Below are 24,376 nucleotides of genomic sequence, written 5' to 3'. Positions count from 1 at the left end.
GCGATTTTCCAACGGAAAATCGCTTTTTTTGATTAGCCGCACACTTTATTATAACTCATCCAATTCCTGCTGCATTTGACGAAGCTGAAGCTGTTCAGCTGCAGTAGAGTTTGCATAGGCTGATGATAAAGCGTTTTTGGCTTTGTCATAGTCGTTAAGGTTTCGGGATTGCTTCGCTAATTCCACTTGATTCCGGGCTTGCTGAAATAGTCGGTTGGCCACGTCAGACTCCTCCTAAAGAGGATTTTTCAACGTTTTGAAGCTTTTGAGCTTCGGCCTCTGCATAAGTGAGTCGGTATGGGAAACGGCTGTCGTGCTGATCGACCGCATCCTTGCCCTGTTGAACAAATCGTTTCGATTTATTTCTTTTGCCCACAATGAACACCCCTTTTTCAAGCATGCATGAACGAGATTTGTCGTTCGATATTAGTATGGCCTGAAAAAGGATCTTTACTTAATGGTTTGTTTGGGGAAACTTCCAATAACTACAGGTTCAATCGATCTTCCAGGAATGCTGCAATACCTTCGTCTTCGTTGGAAAGGGTGATCTCATTTGCGATATTTTTCAAATTGTCAATGGCATTCCCCATGGCGACACCGATCCCTGCATATTCAATCATTTCCAAATCGTTGTCTTCGTCGCCGAAAGCGATGATTCGTTGCTGAGGGATGTTAAAATACTCAGCTATTTTTTTGACTCCTACAGCCTTGTGTATGCCATTTCGGACGATTTCAATCACATGCCAAGGGGCAGCCCAGCGCCGGTGATCAATAAGGTCGGCGTGAACTGTACTCAAATGTTCTCTGATTTCGGAAACGTGCGATTCTTCCGCATGGATTAATAAAGAAGTAGGGCTGTCGGTCAAATAATCCCGAAGGTCCCCAGTCGTGATATCAGGGTTTCCGAGGCTGAATATATCCATCAGTTTTTCACTATGGTAATGGAAGTAAACTTCATCCATGACTTCCGCGACAATATTATGTATCGTATATTTTTGGCAAGCGTCGACGATTTCCTTGGCGACATCGATATCGAGCGGTGAGTGGTAAAGCCCCCATTTGCTGTCCAATGGGTGATGGATGAATGCCCCATTGAAATTGACGATTGGCGTATTCAAATTCAGTTCTTTATAATACATTTCGCTTGAGCGATAAGGGCGGCCGGTGGAAATGATGACTTTATGTCCTGCTTCCATCGCTTTTGAAATGACCGTTTTGGTACGGTCGCTGATTGTTTTTTTATCTGTCAATAATGTTCCATCTAAATCCAGGCAAATCAAGTGTTTTTCAGGCATCTTCATTCTCCTCTATCTCTTTTTCTAAACTCAGTGTATATGTTTATGAAATCTTAATACCACATGTTAAACTTAACTTAGGAAAAACTTATATTGCATAGTATCCGTTATTTTACCAAAAAACAGGTGATTATTAAAAGCATGATGCAAGGGAGAGGGACATCTTGATTCAAATACATAAGGAGACCATCCGTGATATTCCATTGCTCCATGTAGTGGGCGGGAGCGCTCAGAATGAAGCACTGCCATTGATCTTTTTCCTTCATGGGTTCACTTCAGCCAAAGAACATAATTTACACTATGCCTATTTACTTGCTGAAAAAGGCTTCCGGGTCGTTTTGCCCGACGCTCATTTTCATGGAGAACGCATTCAAGGATTGAATCAAAGGGAATTAAGCTTTTATTTTTGGAAGATCGTCATTCAAAATATAGAAGAGCTCGGAATATTGAAAGACTCATTTGTAAATGATGGACTGGCAGACGAAAATCGGATCGGTGTGGTCGGTACATCAATGGGGGCGATAACGACTCTGGGTGCCATTTCACAATACGATTGGATCAATACGGGGGTCAGCTTAATGGGAAATGGGGCATATGAAACATTTGCACGTTCCCAAATCGATTACTTAAGGCAAAATCATGTCGCCATCCCCTTATCGGAACAGGAGCTTGAACATCAATTTTCAATCTTGGCACAGTATGATTTAAGCCAGCAGATGGAGAAGCTTAATGGCCGACCGCTCCTTTTTTGGCACGGCAAGAAAGACCCGATCGTTCCGTTTGGACCAGCCTATGATTTTTATGAAGCCATTTCTAAATATTATGTTGGAAAAGAGGACAAATTACAATTTATAGTGGATGAGAAGGCAGATCACAAAGTAACGAGGCACGGATTGCTCAAAACAGTGGAATGGTTTGAAGAGCACATGTAAATGAATCGTTTTCCATGTGGCGGTTCATTTGTTATGATTAAGGTAGAATGACCTGAGACAAGGAGTGTTATATATGGATCAAGATTTGAAAGATAATATCATGGGTGCCCTTGAACAAGTGGTGGACCCTGAATTAGGCATCGATATTGTTAACCTGGGACTCGTTTACGATGCCGAAATGGATGACGAGGGACAAACTACAGTGACGATGACACTGACATCAATGGGTTGTCCTCTCGCTGGGACAATCGTCGATCAAGTAAAAGCTGCACTGAAGGATATACCCGAAGTGAAATCAACGGAAGTCAACATTGTTTGGAATCCGCCTTGGTCTAAAGATAACATGTCCCGTTATGCCAAGATCGCGCTAGGTATCCGATAAATATTATGGCCGGTTCTCATAGTGGGAATCGGCTTTTTTGATTGAATGGTCGGAAAGCGAGCATCCTGCCGTGGAAATCAACCTGAATAGTCTTTACAAAGAACCATTGGAAAAAATCAACGCTCATGAAACGCAAGGGATATGCGAAAACTTTAAAGGAAGCATGTTGCTTCTTTAAGGGAGGGAAATTTCATGGGCCAAAATCATCATTTTAGAGCTGGACAAAAGGCTCCCAATAACGGATTCTACGTTGAAATAGGTGAAACTGGCAGTATGGTGAAAAACCCAAGAAAGATCAAATTAAAAGCAGGGGATCGTTTCCCTGAAACAGCTAATGCAGACCGGCATTGGTCGTATATGAGAAAGCCATGAAACAAAGCTCTGCATGCGATATGAATGTATGCAGGGCTTTTTCTTTTACTTTTTCTCCCAATGTCTTATAATGGTTACATAAAGGTCAAAAAAGGTCAAAAGAGGTGCGGAGATGGATATTAGCAAGATGACAATATCATTGCAGGAGGGAATGATATCTGCACAAAAAGACGCTTCAAGGGCTAATCACCAGGAGATGGATATATTGCATCTTTGGCAAACTCTTCTGGATCAGCCGGAAAGCCTGATGAAAAATGTATATGCTCGTCTTGGACTTGAAAAAGACAGCTTGACTCACTATCTGCAGCAGCATTTAAGTAAGAAACCGACCGTTACGGGCGCAGGGGTAAATGGGGGACAGTACATCTCGAGTAATCTCCAAAAGCTTTTGGAAACGGGCGAGAAGATAAAGGAAACGTATCAGGATGAATATTTGTCAGTAGAGCATTTATTGCTCGGAATCATGGATCAAAAGAATTTGCCCTTGGTCCAATTTCTTGAAAAGAATCAAATCACCAAACGTGCACTGGAAAATATCATAAGTGAAATCAGGGGGAATCAGAAAGTGACCAGTCAAAATCCAGAGGCATCCTATGAGGCGCTTGCCAAATATGGAAGGGATCTCGTTGCGGAAGTAAAGGAAGGAAAGGTTGATCCTGTGATTGGGAGGGATCAGGAAATCAGGAATGTCATCCGCATCCTTTCCAGAAAAACAAAAAATAATCCTGTCTTGATCGGAGAGCCAGGTGTTGGAAAGACGGCCATCGTCGAAGGCTTGGCCCAGCGGATTGTCCGTAAAGATGTACCAGAAGGATTAAAGGATAAAACGATCTTTGCCTTGGATATGAGTGCGTTGATTGCCGGGGCGAAATTCCGGGGAGAGTTTGAAGAAAGGCTTAAGGCCGTACTGCAGGAAATCAAAAAAAGCGATGGGCGCATCCTTTTATTCATTGATGAAATTCATACAATCGTCGGAGCAGGGAAAACGGAAGGTGCGATGGATGCTGGAAATATGTTGAAACCGATGCTGGCTAGAGGGGAACTTCATTGCATTGGTGCCACAACGCTGGATGAACATCGAAAATACATCGAAAAAGATCCCGCATTGGAAAGAAGGTTTCAGCAGGTGCTTGTCCAAGAGCCGACGCCGGAGGACACCATTTCCATTTTAAGGGGGCTTAAGGAAAGGTTTGAAATCCATCACGGGGTCAATATCCATGACAGGGCATTAGTGGCTGCAGCAGCCCTATCAGATCGATATATATCCGATCGTTTCCTTCCTGACAAAGCCATCGATCTAGTCGATGAAGCCTGCGCCATGATCAGGACTGAAATCGATTCAATGCCGACTGAATTGGATGAAGTGACAAGAAGGGTCATGCAGCTTGAAATAGAAGAAGCGGCATTAAAGAAAGAAAAAGATGAAGCAAGCAAAGAAAGGCTCGCTATTTTAAAAAAAGAACTGGCTGACCTAAAAGAAAAAGCTGATGGCATGAGGGCGAAGTGGCAAAAAGAAAAACAGAGCATCCAAAAAGTCCAGGGAAAACGGGAGCAGATTGAGAAAGTAAGAAGGGACTTGGAGGAAGCTGAAAACGAGTATAACTTAAACAAAGCAGCTGAGCTCCGCCACGGAAAGCTCCCTGCCCTTGAAAAAGAATTGAAGCAGCTTGAAAATGAAATGGCATCCCAGCAGGATAACAAAAATAGGCTTCTAAGGGAAGAGGTGACGGAAGAAGAAATTGCAGGCATCGTTTCATGGTGGACGGGAATTCCTCTTTCCAAGCTTGTCGAAGGAGAAAGAGAAAAGCTGCTCAAATTAGAAAGCATCCTGCATGAACGGGTGGTTGGCCAGGATGAAGCTGTTTCCCTCGTCAGCGACGCCGTTCTTCGGGCAAGGGCTGGCATCAAGGATCCGAATCGTCCCATCGGTTCATTCATTTTCCTTGGCCCTACCGGTGTTGGGAAAACAGAACTTGCAAAATCATTGGCACAGACGTTATTTGACAGTGAAGAACAAATGATCCGGATCGATATGTCGGAATATATGGAAAAACATGCAGTTTCAAGATTAATCGGTGCTCCTCCTGGGTATGTAGGATATGAGGAAGGCGGACAATTGACTGAGGCCGTCAGAAGGAAGCCATATTCAGTCATCCTTCTCGATGAAATCGAAAAAGCCCACATTGAGGTTTTCAATATATTATTGCAGGTACTCGATGATGGCCGAATTACCGATTCTCAGGGAAAAACGGTTGATTTCAAAAATACCGTCATTATTATGACATCCAATATCGGATCCCACTTTTTGCTGGATACAGAACAATCGCCAGAAGAGACGAAGGATAAGGTGATGGGGCAGCTTCGTCAGCATTTCCGCCCGGAATTCCTGAATAGGGTTGATGATGTCGTACTATTTAATCCATTGACCATCCAAAACATTAAATCCATCGTATCAAACCTTATCAAGCAGCTGCAAAAGCGATTGGAAGAACAGCATATTTTTATTGAAATCACCGAAGAAGCAAAGGAGTCCATTGCAAGAGAAGCCTATGACCCGGTATATGGTGCGAGGCCTTTGAAGCGCTATCTTCAAAGGATGGTGGAAACAAAGCTGGCAAAAGAAATAATTGCTGGAAATGTTCATCCTTACGATTCCATCCTCATAAATATGAGAGACGGGGAAATGCAAGTATCAGTAACCAGTAAAACTTTAACGAAAAGACACAGTCAATAAAGAAAAATCAGCGATAGAAACAAAAAAAGGGGTGACTCATTTGAGCCCCCTTTTTTTAAAAAATGAATTTTTATTCGTGTTCGATCGTGTCGTTTGGTATCAATGCTGGCACGATGAAAATCAGCACAGTGGTAACAAGAGATAGAACCAATCCGGTTGAGAAGTGATAAGAAGTGCCGCTCATGGATCCAACTACATAGGTAACCATCTGAATTAAAAGAAAAGTCCAAAGAAAAGTCCAAATATATCTCATTTCTTCACCTCGTTTCAAGCTTTCAAGCCGATCATATGTAAATCAAAGAAATTGATAAGTTTCTCGTTACATAGTATCACAGCCATGCCAATTAATAAATATTTTTAACGAAAAATTTGAAAACCTTTTCTTTACGCATTCTTGCAGACAAATAGGCTCTGTCCCATACATTGACGAAAACCATTTCATACATTATTATGACTCATTTTGCAAAAGGAGAATTCCTTATGATGCAGCGAACTTTTCAAATTGAACATGAATGGTGTATGATCCATTACCCTGAAAAGCCGAATGGCTTTGCGGTGATGATTTTTGGTGATGTCCAGCATTTCGTTGATGAAGCTCAAAGCTTTTGGACACAAAATATTGGCAGGAAGAAAATGATTCAGGAGTTAACCGATTCAGGATATATCGTATTTTATTCGAATTATGGCGGAAGGCACTGGGGGAGCGAAAGAGCTGTAGAGTTGGCGCATACCCTTTATCATATTGTCATGAAGCAGGAAATCCTAAATGATAAAATCCATGTGCTTGCCGAAGGGATGGGAGCAGCGGCTGTACCAAGGCTGTTGAACGTCATGGATCATAAGATCAGGTCTGTCGTCTTCATCGCTCCTTGCCTGTCGCTCAAGAGTCATGTCGAACAGGAGCAGGAAAAGAAATTTTATTATAAGAAATTAGTTTCAGAGCTTAGCAGCAGCTACCAAGTGGACAAATCCTTGGTCATGGATAAAATAATACAGCATGAACAGGAAACAAAAGTCCTTCATGACACCCATTGTCCCTTATCGATTATCAGCCTGGTTGAGAGAAGCCGCTATGAAAGTCAGCAGGAGTACATCAAGTGTCTTTATCATTTTCGCTTGGAAAGAAAACTCCCGATTACGATACAGTATCTTCTTCCTGAAAAAAGGGTGCTTATGACACGGAAAGTCCTCAAACTTCTTCAAATGAACGAGGCTGATTTATAATCGCCGAGAAAATAGCCAATGGAAAATGAAAGAAATGAAGAAGTCCCGCATACGATACAGTAATATCGATATTGAGGGGGCTTCGAAAAGATGGAGCAAGCTGTAGTTTTATGTGCAGGTCAATTTATCGGATTTGCATTTTGCAAAGAACTTTTAAATAGAGGGTACACTGTGACTGCAGTTGACCACGAGGAATGGTTTACCGGCGTTCAGGAAGAAAAATGGCTTGAATTTGGGCGTAATTCCAATATTCGATATATCCCATTTGATGAATGGAACCCAAGCGGAACAGAGTCAAGCTATTTCTTCATCCCTATCTATGATTACATCAGCACCAATAATGCAGATGGACTAATGAGCTTAAATGACAAATTCGGCGGCGTGTCCAATCTTGGGAATAACCGCTGTGTGCTGCTGGAGCCGCATCGGCCGCTGCTGTCAGAGCATCAAAATGAAGCTGATAGAGCATTTGATTCAGTTAAATCTGCAAAATCCTTGATCAAGGTTTTCTTGCCGACCATCTATGGTCCATGGCAGCCTTCCGCGTTTGCTTTTTATAAACTCATTGAAAATAAACATCCTCTCTGTTTGGGAGAATGCAGCGATTCACCACCTGATGCGATATTTATCGATGACGCTGCAAATGCTGTTTTGACCTATTTGGAAGAAACCGATGATGATTTTGATGTGGTACTGAATAGTGGACGCAAAAATGAATGGCTGAATGGTTTAAAATACCTGGATGAAAAATTCAAGGTTACTATAGATGAAATGAAGCCATTTAAAAGAGATTCAGCGCATATTTCTTTATCTGTCAAAAGTCCGCTGTCTATTGAAGAGGGATTGGAACGTCAAAAAACATGGCAAGAGTCCCAGATGGGAAAAGGGGATTAGTAACTCTTTTCATATTTTGAAATGAAAGGTAGAATAGGAATTGTTTATGGGTGAATCGTAATCGTTCATGCTAAAGCAATTTGGTTAGCTTAAAGGAGTTGCTGAAATTTGTACAAAAAGTGCCTTCCTATCTTACTAATTATTATTTTCTTAACTAGCTGCTCCGAAAATGCAGATCATGGAAAATTGAAAAAAGTCGGGCTGCTTGTTCCAGAAACGATCAGTGACCAGGTCTGGGGGACAAAAGGCTATAAAGGCATGTTGAATATTCAGTCCCGTTTTAATGTAGACGTGTACTACAAAGAGGGGATAGATTCAGAGATCATGGTAGACAGGGCAGTTAAAGACTTTAAACAAAAAGGGGTCAATCTCATCTTTGGGCATGGCAGTGAATATGCGCCATACTTCAACAAAATCGCCCATAAATATCCAAAGATCCATTTTGTTTGCTTTAATGGAGATGCCACCGAAAAAAACACGACAAGCTTGAACTTCAAAGGTCACGCAATGGGTTTTTTCGGAGGGATGACTGCTGCCCATATGACCAAAACAAAACAGATCGGAATTATTGCTGCATTTGATTGGCAGCCTGAAGTGAAAGGGTTCATCGAGGGGGCAAAGGCCGAGGATAAAAATGTCCAGGTCAATGTTAAATATGTGAATAATTGGGATGATCGCGATACCGCCATCCGGTACTTAAATGATTTGATTTCCCAAGGCGTAGACGTTGTGTATCCGGCAGGGGACGGGTATAATGTTCCTGTAATCGAACAATTGAAGTCTAAAGGACTCTATGCCATCGGATATGTATCCGATCAATCAGATCTGGGAGAATCCACTGTCCTGACAAGCACGGTGCAGCATGTACCGAAGCTGTATGAGCTGGTTGCACAAAAATTTTCTCAAGGAAAATTAAAATCCGGGAATCTTACCTTTGACTTCCCGGATGATGTCATCTCAATGGGGACATACAGCCACTTAGTGGATCAGCCATTTGAAGAAAAAATCAATCAACTTATCTCGACTTACAAGAACACGGGAAAACTACCTAAACCGCACTAGGAGGAATAACAATGAACGAAGGCAAATCAATGGAATTCATGCAGATCGCAATGAAGTATCTACCTGAAGCGAAGCAGCAATTAGAAGAATCCGGAGTGGAATTATCAATGGAAATGATCCAGCCATTCATGGAATTGTTCACGAAGGTCATGAATGAGGCCTATGAAATGGGCAGACAGGATGCATTGAAACAATAAAGGGCAGACTTATTGCAGAGTCACTCGTATGGCTACACTGGCATACGAGTGATTCTGCAGCATAGTCGCCCTTTTTCTTTTCGTAAGGCTGTTTTCTCAAAGTTTGTTGTTATTTATGGTTATTTTGATAAGCATTCATCATAGGGTGTTGATTGGAGCGGAAGGGGCGAGAATCCGGAGGGAACAACTTACAAAAAGAAAGCCCTTGTTACTGTCCTTCTCATACCTTCTGATCTATTTGACGGATTGTTTAAATATGTCAATAAGAGGAGTCATTTTTTTAAAGTATGGTTTAAAATACGAAAATGAATCGACGAGCGAATCAATATGGCCCATCATTTCATCGATGTCGATACCATTGAGAACGGCATCCATATTCGACTCTTGTTTCATTTCTTGGATTTCATTATTCTCTCTCTGGCCAAACACCATGATGTCAAAAGGATGCTTCTGTTGATTTTGTCCTTGCATATTTTCAGCAGCCAAGAAATTTCACCTCCATCATTGTCCTTATACTATTTATATGGCATGTGTGCAGAGTGGTATGGACGAATGAAATAGTATGCAATAAATAATGTTTGCAAGTCTAAATCATTTTAGATAAAATTAGTACCAAGTCATAATAATTGATATTAAAAATAAGTTTATAGAAATATGATTTATTCGAAAGAAGGGATTCCTTTCATGAAGAATGCAGGTTTCATCGGAATAGGAAGATATGTTCCGGAAAAAGTATTAACAAATGCAGATTTAGAGAAAATAGTGGATACATCCGATGAATGGATCAGGACAAGAACAGGAATCGAGGAACGCAGGATTGCGGACGATTCCATCAATACTTCCGACATGGCATACGAAGCTGCATTGAATGCCATCAAAAATTCAGGGATTGATGCAGAGGAAATCGATATGATTCTGGTAGCGACGGTTACGCCTGACCGCCCATTCCCAAGCGTAGCAACAATCCTTCAAGAGAGATTGGGAGCAAAAAGAGCCGCAGCAATGGATATCAGCGCTGCATGTGCAGGGTTTATGTATGGAGTCGTTACGGCTAAACAATTCATCGAGACTGGCACTTATGATAATATCTTAGTAGTCGGTGTTGAAAAGCTCTCCAAGATCACGAATTGGGAGGACCGCAATACGGCTGTCCTATTCGGAGACGGAGCAGGTGCGGCAATCATTGGAAATGTCTCTGAAGGAAGAGGGATTTTATCCTTTGAATTAGGAGCTGATGGAACAGGCGGCAAGCATTTATTCCAAGACGGGAAACATATTTACATGAACGGCAGGGAAGTATTCAAATTCGCCGTTAGACAAATGGGTGAATCATGTATCAATGTTATTGAGAAAGCCGGATTGACCAAAGAAGATGTCGACTATCTGATACCGCATCAGGCGAATATCCGGATTATGGAATCGTCCAGGCAGAGACTGGATCTTCCTGAAGAAAAGATGTCCAAGACTGTGCATAAGTATGGAAACACTTCAGCCGCATCCATTCCAATTTCCCTTGTGGAGGAATTGGAGGAAGGCAACATCAAGGATGATGATGTCATCGTAATGGTTGGTTTCGGCGGCGGCCTCACTTGGGGAGCGCTTGCCATCAAATGGGGAAAATAATTGAAGATGTATCGATGATCTTCTTGTATTGATAAAAGGAGATGGAATAATATGAATAAACGAAGAGTAGTAGTGACAGGAATCGGAGCAGTATCTCCGTTGGGAAATGATGCAGAAACAACATGGAAAAACGCTTTGGCTGGTAAATCAGGAGTCGGTCCGCTGACAAGATTGAATCCTGATGATTATCCTGCAAAGGTTGCAGCGGAAGTAAAGGATTTTGATATTGAGCAGTATCTCGAAAGAAAAGAAGCAAGAAAAATGGACCGCTTCACTCATTATGCCGTTGCTGCATCGGTGATGGCAGTGAATGATGCCGATTTGAAAATAACCGATGACAATGCAGACCGTATTGGAGTATGGATCGGATCTGGTATTGGCGGTATGGAAACCTTTGAACAGCAATATGAGACTTTCCAAAAACGCGGTTACAGAAGGGTTAGCCCATTCTTTGTACCAATGATCATCCCGGATATGGCTGCTGGTCAAGTATCCATCATGCTTGGTGCCAAAGGAATCAATTCCTGTACGGTAACTGCTTGTGCCACTGGTACGAATTCAATTGGGGACGCGTTCAAGGTCATCCAAAGAGGCGATGCTGATGTCATGGTATCCGGCGGGGCTGAGGCACCGATCACAAAAATGTCAGTAGCTGGATTCTGTGCGAATACCGCATTGTCTACAAATCCCGAACCTGCAACGGCGAGCCGCCCGTTTGATGCAAATCGCGACGGATTCGTTATAGGTGAAGGTGCAGGAATTCTTATTCTGGAAGAACTAGAGCACGCAGTGGCGCGTGGAGCCAAAATCTATGCGGAAATCGTCGGATATGGCTCAACCGGAGATGCCTATCATATTACTGCCCCAGCTCCAGGTGGAGAAGGCGGCGCAAGGGCGATGAAGCTTGCGATTGAAGATGGCGGTTTATCGCCTGAAGATATCGGATATATCAATGCCCATGGCACAAGCACACAATATAACGATAAGTATGAAACAATGGCCATCAAGGAAGTGTTTGGTGATCATGCCAATAAGCTTGCCGTCAGTTCCACTAAATCAATGACCGGCCACTTATTGGGAGCAGCCGGCGGTGTTGAAGCAATCTTTACCATTATGGCCCTGAAGGAAGGCATTATGCCTCCGACAATCAATTTAGAGTCCCCGGATCCGGAATGCGATTTGGATTATATCCCGCATGAAGCAAGAGAACAGCAGCTGAATGCTGCAATGAGCAACTCGCTTGGGTTCGGCGGCCACAATGCAACAATCGTTTTCAAAAAGTACGAAGCTTAATGATTAACATATCTTTAAAGGTGTCCCATAATTATGGGGCACCTTTTTTTGTTCTCCACTACTACATGAATGCGAGCATCCATCCGCGGAAATCAACATTACTCAATTGTTGTTAACTGTAATAAAATTTACAAAAAAATCCATATTAAAGGTCAACAGAAAGACAAGGTTTTTGAACCTTGTCTTTTTTGATGCATTGAAACATACAATGTATCAAAAAACAGGAGGTGCACAATGGGGGTTCTTCAAACAGACAAATGGCTGGATGACCAGTTTTTTGAGCCGACGGCCATACTAAAAAAAATCGATGAGAATTTGAATAAAGAGCAGGCTTTCTATAAATATTTAAAGCAGTTCGGCATGTATCAGCCAAACAGACGTACAAAAGAAACCTTCGAGCAGCTAAAAGAGGCAAACGCATGGAAAAAAATTGATAGATACTATAAAAAATACAAAAAATTCTGGAATGGCCCAGCCGTTAAAATCGCCATTTTTCCTATCGATACAGGAAACAGGAGACTCATGAGACAGACAAGAGGGAGGGCAGGCATCACCTTCCATGAAATCATGTATCTATTCCTGTCCCCGCAGGATGATGAAAAAGAATGGGAATCCCTTTTCATCCATGAATACCACCATGCTGTCAGGTTGAATCATTTCAAAAAGGAAATGACGGAATATACGCTTTTGGATTCATTATTGCTGGAAGGACTGGCAGAGCATGCAGTCCTTGAATGTTGCGGTGAAAAATACCTTGGTCCATGGTGTGATGCCATAGAAGAACCCCAATTGGATTCTTATTGGGAAAAATGGTTTTCTTCAAAGCTTGATGTGAAGAAAAAAGAAGCAATCCATGATGATCTGCTTTTTGGAAAAAGGAACCTGCCAAATTTGCTGGGATATTCTATGGGGTTTTACATCGTTAAAGTATATAAGAAGAAACACGACATTTCCACGGTCTCCATGATTGATTTACCACCTAAAAAATTACTATTAAAAAAATTTTTTACAAAGGAGTAAGTCCCTAAACAAAGGGATTTATTCCTGTTTTTTGCAATAATAGAAGATTCAAAATTATAAAAAAATATTGCAATTGTAATATTTTTGTAATAGTATTTTATTCAAATATATTAATAGACTGATAATTTAAAAAGTTTAGAGGTGTCCTAATGAGCGTTAAAGCAAATATACATAACGATGCACCTTTGCTTGAGGTGAAAAATCTGGAAACCGCATTTGACATTGACGGCAAATATTACAATGCCGTGGATGGTGTCTCATTTAAAGTCAACCGCCGCCAGGTTTTGGGCGTAGTAGGGGAATCAGGCTGTGGAAAAAGCGTCATGTCACTGTCGATCATGAAGCTCCTGCCAAAGGGGATCGGTAAAATCGGCAATGGGGAGGTCGTGTTTGAAGGAAGAAACCTGGAAAATCTTTCCGAACGGGAGATGAATAAGGTCCGTGGAAAAGATATTTCGATGATCTTCCAGGAGCCGATGACCTCGTTGAATCCAGTATTCACTGTCGGTTTCCAGGTCCAGGAAGCACTCTTCAATCATATGAAAATCTCGAAAAAAGAGGCAAGGATGAAAAGCATCGCGCTTCTGAAAAGTGTCGGGATATCAAGACCGGAGAAAATCGTCGATGAGTATCCCCATCAATTATCCGGCGGGATGAGGCAGCGCGTCATGATTGCGATATCCATTGCTTGCCAGCCGAAGCTTTTGATAGCGGATGAACCGACCACGGCATTGGATGTTACTGTACAAGCTCAGATTCTCGAATTGCTTAAAGAAATCCAGGAAGTAAATGACATGTCCATCATTTTGATCACCCATGATCTTGGAGTAGTGGCTGAAATGTGCGATGAGGTTGTGGTCATGTACGCCGGCAGGATTGTTGAAAGAACGGATGTCGAGACACTCTTCTATAATCCGAAACATCCTTATACAGAACTGTTGATGGGGGCCATACCGAAGCTGGATGAGGAAGTGGAAGAATTAAGCTCGATCAAAGGGATCGTACCTTCATTGAAAAATATGCCTGAGGTCGGATGCAGGTTTGCCAACCGCTGTCCGAAGGCTATGCCTGAATGCATGGAAATCACACCAAAGCTGGCTGAGACAGATAAAGGACATGAAGTGGCATGCTTGCTTTATGAATCCAGCAAGCCTGCAGAAGGGATGAATGTATAATGAGCACCACGGAACTAAAACAGGGGAATGGAAGTACAGGGGTCATGGATCATGACAACCTATTGGAAATCCGCAATCTTAAAACCTACTATCCTGTTAAAGGCGGTTTCTTCCGCAGGACAGTAGCGCATGTCAAAGCGGTGGATGATGTAAGCTTTGAAATAAAAAAAGGTGAAACGCTGGGGCTTGTAGGCGAGTCCGGGTGTGGAAAGTCCACTGCCGGAAGAACCATCCTAAGGCTCCTCAATCCAACAGAAGGGGAAATTTTATTTGATGGTACAGACATTACGAAATTAAATGGCAAAAGCTTGCGGGATGCAAGGCAAGATTTTCAGATGGTCTTCCAAGATCCGTACGCTTCGCTGAATCCGATGCAAATGGTCGGGGATATCGTGTCGGAGCCAATCAGGAATTTTACAGGGAAGAGCATGAAGGCGCTGAAAGATGAAGTGATCGAGCTGTTGAATCGAGTCGGCCTTCCTGATGACGCGTATTACAAATATGCACATGAATTTTCCGGAGGTCAGCGCCAGCGTATTGGAATAGCACGGGCATTGGCATTGAAGCCGAAGCTGATCGTCGCCGATGAACCTGTTTCCGCACTGGATGTCTCAGTGCAATCGCAGGTGTTGAATCTTTTGAAAGAGCTCCAGAATGAGTTCGATCTTACATATTTATTCATTGCCCATGATTTGAGCGTCGTCAAACATATGAGTGACAGAATCGGGGTCATGTACTTAGGGAATCTGGTGGAAATTTCCGATAAAAATGACATCTACAGCGAACCGCTTCACCCATATACACAAGCATTGATTTCGGCCATTCCTGAAGCGGATCCAAAGAGGAAAAAAGAGCGGATCGTCCTTCAGGGAGATGTCCCGAGTCCTGTGAATCCGCCAACCGGTTGTCCGTTCCATACGCGCTGTCCGATGGCAAAAGAGGATTGCTCGAAGGTCAAGCCGACTTTAAAGGAGGTGAAGCCTGGTCATAGTGTAGCTTGTATCCTGTATGATTAAGAATCACAAATATTTTTGGGGGGAAAACAATGAGAAAACGATCGTTATTGTGGCTGACAACCCTTGTGCTGGTGTTGTCAATGTTCTTGGCTGCCTGCGGCGGCAAAGATAAAACGAGTACAAACTCAAAAGACAATGATAATAAAGGAAGCGGCCAAGAAGCAACTGGTCCTCAAGATGGCGGTACATTGACATATGCGATGGAAGCCGAGTTCAAGGGAATCTTGAACTGGAACTTCTACGGAGACCAATCGGATGCTGAAATTTTAAGCTTATTTGATGAAGGGTTGATCAAATACGATAAAAACCTTAAAGCAGAACCGAACATTGCAAGCTGGAAAACGGATGACAACAAAGTATTCACATTTACATTCAAAAAAGGCGTCAAGTGGCAGAATGGTGAAGAGCTGAAAGTTCAAGATTGGCAGTTTGCCCTTGAAACAATCGCGACAATCGGACCGGACAGCCCGCGCTGGACAAATGTAAACACAATCGAGGGAGCGCAAGATTTCCACGATAAGAAAACCGATCACATTGCGGGCTTTAAAGTAATCGATGACTATACAGCGCAGGTTACATTTGATAAGGCACGCGTAAACAATTTAGACAATTTATGGACATATCCATTATCCCGCAAGGAATTTGAAGGCATCGACCCATCCAAAATGGAAGAATCCGATCAAGTCCGCCTTCACCCTGTAGGATTGGGACCATTCAAAGTAACAAAAGTAATCCCTGGTGAGTCCGTTGAGCTTACAAGATTCGATGATTACTGGCAAGGCAAGCCTCATATCGACAAGATCATCGTTAAAGTAATCGATGGTTCATTGACTGTCGGAGAGCTTCAAAACGGCGGAGTCGATATGACTGCATTCCATCCAACGCTTCTGCCTGAAATCGAGAAGCTGGATACAGTTAATGTAGAAAAGGTACCTGGAACAAGTTATTACTATGTCGGCTTCAAACTCGGCCACTTCGATGGCAAGAAAAACGTTATGGACAAACCGAAATATCAGGATAAGAGATTACGCCAAGCGATGCTTTATGCGATCAATCGTGATGAGTGGGTAAAAGCATTCTTCAGTGGATTGGGAACTCCTTTGAATACACCGGTTCCATCTTCCCACTGGATTGCAGCAGACAACAAGGACCTTCCGAACGATTACAAGTTTGATCCGGAAAAAGCGAAGCAATTGCTTGATGAAGCTGGCTATAAAGATGTAGATGGCGACGGATTCCGTGAAGATCCAAACGGCAAGAAATTTGTTGTGAACTTTGCTCACTATGCGACAGGAAACCCGACATATGAAGCGCGTGCAAAAGCACTTACGCAATATTGGGAAGCTGTCGGTTTGAAAACGAAGCTTACAATGACAGATGTCAACCTTTATTATGATGAGCTTGAAAAAGACGATCCATCCATCGAAGTATTCTACGGCGGCTGGGGAGTCGGAGCAGATCCGGACCAAACAGCGCTTTGGGGATCTAAAGCAGTTTGGAACTATCCTCGCTGGGTCAACGAAAAATCTGACCAATTGTTGAATGATGCAACTGATATCGATGTTGTGGGAACTGACCAGGATAAAGAAAAACAAATCTATCTTGAATGGCAAAAGCTATTCAATGAAGAAGTTCCTGTCATTCCAATCATGGAGCTTCAAGATGCTTGGGCAATCAGCAAACGCGTCCAAAACGTAACGCTTGATGTTTCAGGATATAATTCACCGAATGAATGGTGGATCAAGCAATAATAATCAGCAGCACATTTAGATAAGGAGAATGCATAATGCTCAAATACTCATTAAGACGCTTACTCGGCATGATTCCTATGCTCTTCCTTATCTCCATTGTAGTGTTTACCCTGGCAAAGTTAATGCCAGGGGATTCCCTCAGTGGGGAAATTGATCCGACAAATACGGATCCTACATATATCGCAGAAATGCGGGAAAAGCTTGGTTATAATGATCCGATTTATGAGCAGTATTTCCATTGGATTAATGATTTCGTTCATGGGGATTTTGGAAAGTCGTTCAGGTATAAGATCCCAGCGAGTCAAATCATTATGGAACGCTTGCCGAATACGATCCTTTTAGGATTGACTTCAATTGTTCTGACCTACATCCTTGCATTTATTATGGGGACGTTTGCAGGAAGGAAGCCGTATACGATAGGTGATCATATCATTGGCGGAGCCAATTATCTAGGTTTGGCGCTCCCATCATTTGTTGCCGGTGTATTCGCCATTTATATTTTTGCGTTTTATCTGGGCTGGTTCCCTTCGAATGGAACAGTCGACATTGGACTTGAGGAAGGTTCCTTGAGTTATTGGATAAGCAGGATGCATCATGTCCTATTGCCAGCCATTGTACTGGGGCTCCTCAGTACTGCCAGCTACACTCAATTTTTACGAAATGATATTATTGAAAACAGCCGCAAAGACTTTGTCAGGACAGCAAGGGCAAAAGGTACACCTGAAACCATCATTTATAATAAACATATAATGCGAAACTCTGTCATTCCGTTGATTACTTTCCTTGGGTTTGATATCGTTGCCATCGTTGGCGGGGCAATCATTACGGAAACGATTTTTACTTACCCGGGAATCGGACAACTATTTTTGAGTTCGGTTACTTCCAAGGATTATTCGGTATTGATGAGTTTGACAATGATGTTTTCATTTTTAACGTTATTTGGAAATCTGATAGCAGACATTCTTTATGGTGTAGTTGACCCTCGCATCAGGATGGAATAGGAGGAATGGCAATTGGAAATTGTAACTCAAAAATCGACCACACCTGGAGCTAAAGCTCCGAAAAGCTTATCTCCCTGGGCCATTGCTCGAAGAAAATTCTTGAATAATAAAATTGCGATGGTCAGCTTTATCTTTTTAATTTTTGTTATGATCCTTTCATTTTTGGCCCCATATATCACAACCCAGGACATCGTCAAGGTGAATATCGGACAGATGTCATTGAATCCTTCGGCCGACCATTGGCTGGGAACGGATAAAAGTGGACGGGACGTTTACACACGTCTGCTTTATGGCGGCAGGATTTCACTTCTAGTGGGAATCTCCTGTACATTATTTGTCATCGTTATCGGCACAATCATTGGATCGATTGCCGGGTATTTCGGTGGGATAGTGGACAGTGCGCTGATGCGTTTCACGGATTTTGTCCTTAACTTCCCATTTTTAGTATTCGTCATCGTATTGAATACGATTTTATTTGGAAAACTCAATGGCTTATGGGTCTTAATCCTCGTCATCGGCTTATTGAGCTGGGGTGGGATTGCCAGGATTGTAAGGAGTAAAATTTTAGCCGAGAAGGAAAATGAATTTGTCCTTTCAGCCGTTTCAATTGGCTGTTCACCATTTAAAGTGATCATGAAGCACCTTCTGCCTAATGTTCTATCAACCATAATTGTTCAGGCGACTATCACTTTCGCTGGTATGATCGTAGCCGAATCCGCATTGAGCTATTTGGGATTTGGTGTCCCTGCTGAAACACCGAGTTGGGGGACTATGCTATCTTTTGCAAATGAACCTGACGTCCTACAGTCCAAGCCGTGGATGTGGGTGCCGCCGGCATTGGCGATTGTATTCACGATCCTTTCCATCAACTTTGTGGGAGAAGGAATCAAGGATGCGCTCAATCCAAAATCACGAAGATAAATCTACCATCCAAGGAATGGTAGATTTTTTTTGTTCAATATAATAATAGTGCTATTTGAAATTGAATGGAATATACATACTAAAAATGGACAAGTATGAAGGTGATGAGGGTGACAGGTGAGAACCAAGATAGTATTGATGCTGGTGGAAAAAATGTTTTTTAGGATGTTCTTCCTTCTGACAGGATTTGGACTTGCCGTCACAGGTGGAGTCAGCTTGATTGCCTATTTGAATATGCTCGCAGCCGGAGAGAGTATTTCAGGATATTTCCGTTTTGTATCCACTCGGATCGAATTTTTTCTTTTGATCATCGGAATTCTGCTAATTACGATGACCGTCTATATACCAAAAAAGAAAAAGTAGGTGGGATACTTTAAAAGCGAGGAATAAATTAACTTTTCAATGCCTATACTGAATGACAAACAGTTGTGAAGCGAGGGATAAATGATGTTGTATCTTCATGATGTTTGGGTAAATTGGTTTGAAGGCGAAGAGAACGGCTACAACATTTGTCATTTTCACGAATGGCGAAAAGAAGATGTCATTGAACTGCTTGACCAAGTCCCATTGATCAAAGTGGATTCCGTATTATTTCATTATATTGAAAACGACTTGGCGGAGCTCCCAAAAGAATTGTTGGATGAGGTATATCACAAAGCATACTTGCGAAAAAATCATGAACGAATTCAATTAGAGTATTGTTTTGTTGCAACGGATGGGACAGGCATCATAGTGGTGGACACGATAGGGTATAACATTCCGATCAGAAAGAGCAGGCTGATTCCGAGGCAAGAGCAGCTCGTCTATGAAATGACCGAAATGCACGAACCGGTGTCATTTTCATTTTCCCCGTGTCAGACCAAAAAGGAATATCACATTTTATCTCCGGATCCAGATTTAATGAACGGATTGACAAGGCGGGAACGTCAATTAAAACAGCTGTTATTCATGGCTCTCGATCAATTATACAGCACGAAGAATACAGCACAGATCAGATATTGGTACACAGAATGGGCACCGAACCTTTACCGTGAAATACAGGAAATGCACTTTGAAGAAGTATGGACAGGCTTATTTGAAGATATGAAGCATGGATGGAACGAAAAGCATCTCCACTTTTGTGAGAATTTGATAAAAGGTCAGCCCTTCTTCGAAAAACTGTGGGAAGTAGAGCATGGACCTCGTGTGAATTAATTTGATAAAATCCTGAAGGCTTATGGCTTTCAGGATTTTTAATTTCACTCTTTTTTTAATTTGTTGCTTTTATCCACAGGTTTCAGTAGAGTTGATTTCCCTGGAATGATGCTCGCTTTCCGAGGGGCGGGGTGAGCCTCCATGCACCTATAAGGGGTCTCAGCTTGCCCGCTGATCCCTTATGACATTGAAATCACTTCTTCGAGGGGTCTCGCACCTTCCGCTCCAATCAACAATGAATAGTGAATTATTTTATCTTTGATTATTACCAACAAACTCTATAAAAAGTATCATATAAAAAAGACCGGGATATTCACCCGGTCCAATGTCAATTATTTTCTTTTTCTACCCAAGCCCATGGCATTTTCCATTTTCTTGACCATTTTCATGGCTGCATAATTGGCCTTTTCAGCTCCCTTGTCCAGGATTTCATCAAGCTCTGTCGACTCCATCAAAGCATTATATTTTTCCTGGATAGGCTGGATCGTTTCGACAACAAGTTGAGCTAAGTCGGATTTAAACTCTCCGTATCCTTTTCCTTCATAATATGCTTCCAATTCATCAACAGATTTTTTACCAAGGATCGAATAAATGGAAAGTAGGTTCGATACACCAGGTTTATTCTCTTTGTCATACTTTACGATGCCGTCTGAGTCCGTCACGGCACTTTTGATTTTCTTTTCGATTTGCTTCGGATCGTCCAATAACGTTATGAACGCTTTTTTATTAGGATCCGATTTACTCATTTTTTTCATCGGATCCTGTAGGGACATGACACGGGCACCGACTTTCGGGATTCTCACTTCCGGAATCCTGAAAATATCGTTGTATTTCTTGTTGAATCTTTCAGCAAGATCCCTTGTCAATTCAATATGCTGCTTTTGATCTTCACCGACGGGCACCAAGTCGGTCTTATAAAGCAAGATATCCGCAGACATCAATGGTGGATAAGTCAATAAGCCTGCTGAAACAGCTTCTTTCCCATGAGATTTGTCCTTGAACTGAGTCATTCGCTCGAGTTCCCCGATATAGGCAACGCACTGGAGCATCCATCCGGCCTGTGCGTGGGCAGGAACTTCTGATTGGATGAAAAGGGTTGTTTTTTCTGGGTCGATCCCCACAGCTAGATAGAGAGCTGCAAGGCTTTTGATGTTCTTCCTCAACTCCAGTCGATCTTGTGGAACGGTGATGGCATGCTGATCGACGATGCAGAAGTAGCAGTTATATTCATTTTGCAAATCCACAAATTGCTTCATTGCACCGATATAGTTGCCAAGCGTGATTGTTCCGCTCGGCTGGATTCCTGAAAAGATGGTTTTCATCATGATTTCCTCCTATATATAAATAAGGTTTTAAATAAATAACTTTTCATAAGGCTCTTTCTCAAAAATTTGTTGTGACAAACAAAAAACCATCCATCCCAATAATAATAATAGGGACGAATGGTTGGTTATACATCCGCGGTACCACCCTAAGTGCCGAAATTCGGCCGCCTTAGTCCATAAAAATATGGAGTCAAGTTAACGTTTGACATACGCCGATCGCTATTGGGCACTGGCTTTTCACGATCGAGGCTCAAAAGTCCATTCCATTTGCGCCGCTGCTTGTTTTCAGCCCCACAAGCTCTCTGGAAACGGGAAGCAAATATACTACTCTTTATCGCTGCCTTCTTTTATAGATGACATTATTATATTGAATCTAATTACTGTTTTCAAGCCTTTTCTTCCTATAAATAGTATATCCAGAGGCAGATGAGCATAATCGCATATAATAGAAAGCCATTGATCATGGATGGAATATATGGAATCGTAATCAACTCAGACAATGGCCTCATTTCATCAACCTCTTCTTTGGAGATCATCTTCGAATTGATGGCAAACGTTCGCCGGAAGCCTTGGGTCACCAAGTCGAAAAATCCACTGCTCAGCAAAAAGATTGAGATGGAAAAGAATAAGAATATGCCTCCGATCAAGAAAGAAACATTTATATAGTCGACAAGTGTTATTCCATGATACTTAATGAACAAAATCGCAAATATGACGATCTGCGATGGAAGGAATTGCTTGGCAATTTTTCGAAGCATAAATCTACACCCTTCTTTTATTGACATCCAATTGAAATGCTTTCGTCTTTATATTACAAAATTCTCGAAACACATACAATGAAAATAAAGGAAGAAACACATGGGATATCTTGAAGAAAAGCTATATTTGTAAAATTTTTTATTTAGGGCAAAAGGCTTAACGGCAACACTTTACAGCCCTAAAATATAATGAAAAATTTTATTACTGAAACCGAAATAGTTTTGATTGAATAATAAAAATATTTCAATTATGTAAAGTTTTTTTAAAAAAAGTAATGTACAATCTTCTGAATTTATGTATAATAATCATTGTAGAAATTTTTCAGAAAAATAAAAAAGGGAGGTCTACTAGTGAAGAAGTCAAAATTTTTATTACTTTTATGCTTATCGCTAGTGCTCAGCATGTTCTTGTCTGCTTGTTACGGCAAAGATGACAGTAAAGATGCTGGCGGCAACACTGGTTCAGACAAAGGCGGCAAAGAAGCACCTGCAGCTGAACAAGTATTGAATGTTACGGAAAGTGCAGAAATCCCAACCATGAATACAATCATGGCACAGGATGCAGTTTCATTGAACGTCATGAACCAAGTATTTGAAGGATTAATGCGTTTAGGCAAAGACAACAAGCCAACTTTAGGGATGGCTGCTGAAGAGCCTAAAATGAGCGAAGACGGAATGACTTACACGTTCAAACTTCGTGATGCAAAATGGTCAAACGGTGATCCAGTAACTGCGAACGATTTCGTATATGCTTGGAGACAAACAATCGACCCGAAAAATGCAACTCCTTATGGTGCCTACATGATGAGCGGCGTCATCAAAAACGCAGCTGACATCGCAGATGGCAAAATGGCTCCAGACCAATTGGGAGTTAAAGCAATCGACGATAAAACTCTAGAAGTTACATTAGAGCGTCCGGTTCCTTACTTCAAATCTTTAATGTCATTTGCAATCTTCTATCCGCAAAATCAAAAATATGTTGAATCAAAAGGCGACAAATATGCAACAAACAGCGACAACATGATCTACAACGGACCATTCACATTGAGTGATTGGAACGGAACTGGTCTTTCTTGGAAATTCCAAAAGAACGACAACTATTGGGACAAAGATTCTGTAAAACTTAAAACAATCAACGTAAACGTTGTTAAAGAAACAGGTACAGGTGTAAACCTTTACAAAACAGGCAAAATCGACCGTGTAGGTTTGAGTGCTGAATATGTAGCACAATATGAAAACGATAAAGATTTAATCAAATACCTTGAGCCTACTATTTTCTGGTTCAAATATAACCAAGAGCGCAACGGAAAGAAAACAGCGCTTGCGAACAAAAACATCCGCTTTGCATTATCATTGGCAGTCGATAAACAATCAATGGTAGATACAGTTCTTGCAAACGGTTCAGTTCCTGCAAACTATGAAGTTCCAAAAGACTTCGTTAAAACGCCAGACGGAGATGATTTCCGAAAAGCAAACGGAGACATGAATACGTATGATCTAAAAAAAGCACAAGATTATTGGCAAAAAGGTCTGAAGGAGCTTGGAACTGACAAGCTAAGCCTTGAAATCCTAGGCGGAGATTCAGATGTTTCCAAAAACATGGATGCATATTTCAAAAACCAATTAGAGAAAAACCTTCCTGGTTTATCAATTTCTCTTAAAGAAGTACCTTTCAAAATCCGTCTTGATTTAGATTCTAAGCAAGACTATGACATCCAAGTTGCTGGATGGGGCCCTGACTATCAGGATCCAATGACATTCTCTGATCTATGGTTGACAGGCGGATCTCAAAATAAATCCGGCTACTCTGACCCTGAGTATGACAAGTTGATCAAAGAAGCTCAAACAACTTTGGCAACACCTGATAAGAGTAAAGAACGTTATGAAGCTCTTCAAAAAGCTGAAAAAATCTTGATTGAACAAGATGCTGGTATCGGACCATTATACCAACGCGCTAGAGCAGTATTACAGCAAAAATATGTTAAAGATTTAGTTGTACATCCATTCGGAGCTGACTTCAGCTACAAGTGGGCTTACATTGAAAAGTAATATAGGCTGAGATTTCCGAATAGCGGAAAGAGAGTATATCCTCGTGTATACTCTCTTTTTCCCTGTAAAAGAATTGTCGAACTTTGATGAATTTTTCGAAAATAATTTGCCTGAAATGCAAATGAAAATAGATAAAAAGAAAATAAAAGATATATAGT

At 41.7% G+C, this 24,376-nt stretch carries 26 protein-coding genes and 1 other annotated feature; of the genes, 19 read left to right on the top strand and 7 right to left on the bottom strand.

The features are described 5' to 3' along the window. Positions 1–48: 48 nt before the first annotated feature. The 3 genes from D9X91_RS03420 to D9X91_RS03415 form a co-directional block, all read right to left on the bottom strand. A complete protein-coding gene (locus D9X91_RS03420; RefSeq protein ID WP_121679164.1) occupies positions 49–222 on the bottom strand; it encodes a DUF3813 domain-containing protein in 174 nt (57 codons plus the stop codon). A 1-nt stretch (position 223) separates the two neighbouring features. Then, complete coding sequence (locus D9X91_RS22695; protein WP_199738070.1) at positions 224–376, bottom strand: hypothetical protein; 153 nt, start codon at positions 374–376, stop codon at positions 224–226. Positions 377–485: 109 nt separating this feature from the next. Further along, a complete protein-coding gene (locus D9X91_RS03415; protein ID WP_121679163.1) occupies positions 486–1,295 on the bottom strand; it encodes a Cof-type HAD-IIB family hydrolase in 810 nt (269 codons plus the stop codon). 164 nt (positions 1,296–1,459) lie between these two features. Here D9X91_RS03415 and yjfP point away from each other — a divergent pair, with 164 nt between their 5' ends. The 4 genes from yjfP (at position 1,460) to clpB (ending at position 5,715) form a co-directional block, all read left to right on the top strand. Beyond that, positions 1,460–2,227, top strand: coding sequence for an esterase (gene yjfP, locus D9X91_RS03410; protein WP_121679162.1), 768 nt, complete (start codon positions 1,460–1,462; stop codon positions 2,225–2,227). Positions 2,228–2,300: 73 nt separating this feature from the next. Continuing rightward, complete coding sequence (locus D9X91_RS03405) at positions 2,301–2,609, top strand: metal-sulfur cluster assembly factor (RefSeq protein WP_121679161.1); 309 nt, start codon at positions 2,301–2,303, stop codon at positions 2,607–2,609. Positions 2,610–2,801: 192 nt separating this feature from the next. After that, positions 2,802–2,981: a YjzC family protein gene (locus D9X91_RS03400; protein ID WP_121679160.1), complete on the top strand. Its 180-nt coding sequence runs from the start codon at positions 2,802–2,804 to the stop codon at positions 2,979–2,981. A 112-nt stretch (positions 2,982–3,093) separates the two neighbouring features. Further along, positions 3,094–5,715, top strand: a complete 2,622-nt coding sequence (clpB, locus tag D9X91_RS03395) for an ATP-dependent chaperone ClpB (RefSeq protein WP_121679159.1) — start codon at positions 3,094–3,096, stop codon at positions 5,713–5,715. Positions 5,716–5,785: 70 nt separating this feature from the next. Here the strand turns inward: clpB and D9X91_RS03390 are convergent, their stop codons facing one another. Then, the gene (locus D9X91_RS03390; RefSeq protein WP_121679158.1) at positions 5,786–5,968 is read right to left on the bottom strand and encodes a YjzD family protein; all 183 of its coding nucleotides are present in this window, start codon (positions 5,966–5,968) and stop codon (positions 5,786–5,788) included. 227 nt (positions 5,969–6,195) lie between these two features. Here D9X91_RS03390 and D9X91_RS03385 point away from each other — a divergent pair, with 227 nt between their 5' ends. From D9X91_RS03385 to D9X91_RS03370, 4 genes are all read left to right on the top strand, one after another. Then, on the top strand, positions 6,196–6,939 hold the full coding sequence (locus tag D9X91_RS03385) for an alpha/beta hydrolase family protein (protein WP_121679157.1): 744 nt from the start codon (positions 6,196–6,198) through the stop codon (positions 6,937–6,939). A gap of 90 nt (positions 6,940–7,029) precedes the next feature. Continuing rightward, positions 7,030–7,833, top strand: a complete 804-nt coding sequence (locus D9X91_RS03380) for a Rossmann-fold NAD(P)-binding domain-containing protein (RefSeq protein WP_121679156.1) — start codon at positions 7,030–7,032, stop codon at positions 7,831–7,833. A gap of 108 nt (positions 7,834–7,941) precedes the next feature. Beyond that, positions 7,942–8,895, top strand: coding sequence for a BMP family ABC transporter substrate-binding protein (locus tag D9X91_RS03375; protein WP_121679155.1), 954 nt, complete (start codon positions 7,942–7,944; stop codon positions 8,893–8,895). Between the two features lie 11 nt (positions 8,896–8,906). Then, entirely contained in the window at positions 8,907–9,092 is a 186-nt protein-coding gene (locus D9X91_RS03370; RefSeq protein ID WP_121679154.1) for a ComZ family protein, read from the top strand. A gap of 234 nt (positions 9,093–9,326) precedes the next feature. On the opposite strand, the gene D9X91_RS03365 is transcribed toward D9X91_RS03370, so the two are convergent. Further along, positions 9,327–9,578, bottom strand: coding sequence for a hypothetical protein (locus tag D9X91_RS03365; protein WP_121679153.1), 252 nt, complete (start codon positions 9,576–9,578; stop codon positions 9,327–9,329). Between the two features lie 198 nt (positions 9,579–9,776). On the opposite strand from D9X91_RS03365, the gene D9X91_RS03360 reads away from it, so the two are divergent. The 10 genes from D9X91_RS03360 to D9X91_RS03315 all read left to right on the top strand — a co-directional run bounded on the left by D9X91_RS03360 (position 9,777) and on the right by D9X91_RS03315 (position 20,086). Continuing rightward, complete coding sequence (locus D9X91_RS03360; protein ID WP_121679152.1) at positions 9,777–10,715, top strand: beta-ketoacyl-ACP synthase III; 939 nt, start codon at positions 9,777–9,779, stop codon at positions 10,713–10,715. 51 nt (positions 10,716–10,766) lie between these two features. Beyond that, positions 10,767–12,008 (top strand): beta-ketoacyl-ACP synthase II, encoded by a 1,242-nt coding sequence (gene fabF, locus D9X91_RS03355; RefSeq protein WP_121679151.1) that lies wholly within the window; start codon positions 10,767–10,769, stop codon positions 12,006–12,008. 234 nt (positions 12,009–12,242) lie between these two features. After that, positions 12,243–13,028, top strand: a complete 786-nt coding sequence (locus D9X91_RS03350; RefSeq protein WP_121679150.1) for a DUF2268 domain-containing protein — start codon at positions 12,243–12,245, stop codon at positions 13,026–13,028. A 149-nt stretch (positions 13,029–13,177) separates the two neighbouring features. Continuing rightward, positions 13,178–14,203, top strand: a complete 1,026-nt coding sequence (locus D9X91_RS03345; RefSeq protein ID WP_121679149.1) for an ABC transporter ATP-binding protein — start codon at positions 13,178–13,180, stop codon at positions 14,201–14,203. After that, entirely contained in the window at positions 14,203–15,219 is a 1,017-nt protein-coding gene (locus tag D9X91_RS03340) for an ABC transporter ATP-binding protein (RefSeq protein WP_407644169.1), read from the top strand. Before D9X91_RS03345 ends, D9X91_RS03340 begins: the two co-directional genes overlap by 1 nt. A 29-nt stretch (positions 15,220–15,248) precedes the next feature. Further along, the gene (opp4A, locus tag D9X91_RS03335) at positions 15,249–16,970 is read left to right on the top strand and encodes an oligopeptide ABC transporter substrate-binding protein (protein ID WP_121679148.1); all 1,722 of its coding nucleotides are present in this window, start codon (positions 15,249–15,251) and stop codon (positions 16,968–16,970) included. A 35-nt stretch (positions 16,971–17,005) separates the two neighbouring features. After that, the gene (gene opp4B / locus D9X91_RS03330) at positions 17,006–17,971 is read left to right on the top strand and encodes an oligopeptide ABC transporter permease (protein WP_121679147.1); all 966 of its coding nucleotides are present in this window, start codon (positions 17,006–17,008) and stop codon (positions 17,969–17,971) included. Between the two features lie 12 nt (positions 17,972–17,983). Further along, positions 17,984–18,892 carry an oligopeptide ABC transporter permease gene (opp4C, locus tag D9X91_RS03325; RefSeq protein ID WP_121679146.1) on the top strand — a complete coding sequence of 303 codons (909 nt, stop codon included), beginning with the start codon at positions 17,984–17,986 and terminating at the stop codon, positions 18,890–18,892. A gap of 117 nt (positions 18,893–19,009) precedes the next feature. Then, entirely contained in the window at positions 19,010–19,255 is a 246-nt protein-coding gene (locus D9X91_RS03320) for a hypothetical protein (protein ID WP_325050493.1), read from the top strand. Positions 19,256–19,339: 84 nt separating this feature from the next. Continuing rightward, entirely contained in the window at positions 19,340–20,086 is a 747-nt protein-coding gene (locus tag D9X91_RS03315; protein WP_121679145.1) for a YjbA family protein, read from the top strand. 332 nt (positions 20,087–20,418) lie between these two features. On the opposite strand, the gene trpS is transcribed toward D9X91_RS03315, so the two are convergent. Then, a complete protein-coding gene (trpS, locus tag D9X91_RS03310) occupies positions 20,419–21,411 on the bottom strand; it encodes a tryptophan--tRNA ligase (protein ID WP_148709042.1) in 993 nt (330 codons plus the stop codon). A gap of 106 nt (positions 21,412–21,517) precedes the next feature. Beyond that, positions 21,518–21,758, bottom strand: a binding site (T-box leader). Positions 21,759–21,812: 54 nt separating this feature from the next. Continuing rightward, positions 21,813–22,169, bottom strand: a complete 357-nt coding sequence (locus D9X91_RS03305; protein WP_158598224.1) for a DUF3899 domain-containing protein — start codon at positions 22,167–22,169, stop codon at positions 21,813–21,815. A gap of 351 nt (positions 22,170–22,520) precedes the next feature. Here D9X91_RS03305 and D9X91_RS03300 point away from each other — a divergent pair, with 351 nt between their 5' ends. After that, complete coding sequence (locus D9X91_RS03300) at positions 22,521–24,218, top strand: peptide ABC transporter substrate-binding protein (protein ID WP_121679142.1); 1,698 nt, start codon at positions 22,521–22,523, stop codon at positions 24,216–24,218. Positions 24,219–24,376: the final 158 nt, after the last annotated feature.

It is taken from the genome of Falsibacillus albus, assembly GCF_003668575.1.
Classification (GTDB): domain Bacteria; phylum Bacillota; class Bacilli; order Bacillales; family DSM-25281; genus Falsibacillus; species Falsibacillus albus.
The sequence above is the reverse complement of the archived record's forward strand: the minus strand, read 5'-3'. Positions and strand labels throughout refer to the sequence as shown.

Bases quoted from the DNA above. Each gene is read 5' to 3' on its own strand.
- D9X91_RS03415 (WP_121679163.1), bottom strand. From the start codon at position 1,295: ATGCCTGAAAAACACTTGATTTGCCTGGATTTAGATGGAACATTATTG.
- D9X91_RS03405 (WP_121679161.1), top strand. From the start codon at position 2,301: ATGGATCAAGATTTGAAAGATAATATCATGGGTGCCCTTGAACAAGTG.
- D9X91_RS03400 (WP_121679160.1), top strand. From the start codon at position 2,802: ATGGGCCAAAATCATCATTTTAGAGCTGGACAAAAGGCTCCCAATAAC.
- clpB (WP_121679159.1), top strand. From the start codon at position 3,094: ATGGATATTAGCAAGATGACAATATCATTGCAGGAGGGAATGATATCT.
- D9X91_RS03390 (WP_121679158.1), bottom strand. From the start codon at position 5,968: ATGAGATATATTTGGACTTTTCTTTGGACTTTTCTTTTAATTCAGATG.
- D9X91_RS03385 (WP_121679157.1), top strand. From the start codon at position 6,196: ATGATGCAGCGAACTTTTCAAATTGAACATGAATGGTGTATGATCCAT.
- D9X91_RS03380 (WP_121679156.1), top strand. From the start codon at position 7,030: ATGGAGCAAGCTGTAGTTTTATGTGCAGGTCAATTTATCGGATTTGCA.
- D9X91_RS03370 (WP_121679154.1), top strand. From the start codon at position 8,907: ATGAACGAAGGCAAATCAATGGAATTCATGCAGATCGCAATGAAGTAT.
- D9X91_RS03360 (WP_121679152.1), top strand. From the start codon at position 9,777: ATGAAGAATGCAGGTTTCATCGGAATAGGAAGATATGTTCCGGAAAAA.
- fabF (WP_121679151.1), top strand. From the start codon at position 10,767: ATGAATAAACGAAGAGTAGTAGTGACAGGAATCGGAGCAGTATCTCCG.
- D9X91_RS03350 (WP_121679150.1), top strand. From the start codon at position 12,243: ATGGGGGTTCTTCAAACAGACAAATGGCTGGATGACCAGTTTTTTGAG.
- D9X91_RS03345 (WP_121679149.1), top strand. From the start codon at position 13,178: ATGAGCGTTAAAGCAAATATACATAACGATGCACCTTTGCTTGAGGTG.
- D9X91_RS03340 (WP_407644169.1), top strand. From the start codon at position 14,203: ATGAGCACCACGGAACTAAAACAGGGGAATGGAAGTACAGGGGTCATG.
- opp4A (WP_121679148.1), top strand. From the start codon at position 15,249: ATGAGAAAACGATCGTTATTGTGGCTGACAACCCTTGTGCTGGTGTTG.
- opp4B (WP_121679147.1), top strand. From the start codon at position 17,006: ATGCTCAAATACTCATTAAGACGCTTACTCGGCATGATTCCTATGCTC.
- D9X91_RS03315 (WP_121679145.1), top strand. From the start codon at position 19,340: ATGTTGTATCTTCATGATGTTTGGGTAAATTGGTTTGAAGGCGAAGAG.
- trpS (WP_148709042.1), bottom strand. From the start codon at position 21,411: ATGATGAAAACCATCTTTTCAGGAATCCAGCCGAGCGGAACAATCACG.
- D9X91_RS03305 (WP_158598224.1), bottom strand. From the start codon at position 22,169: ATGCTTCGAAAAATTGCCAAGCAATTCCTTCCATCGCAGATCGTCATA.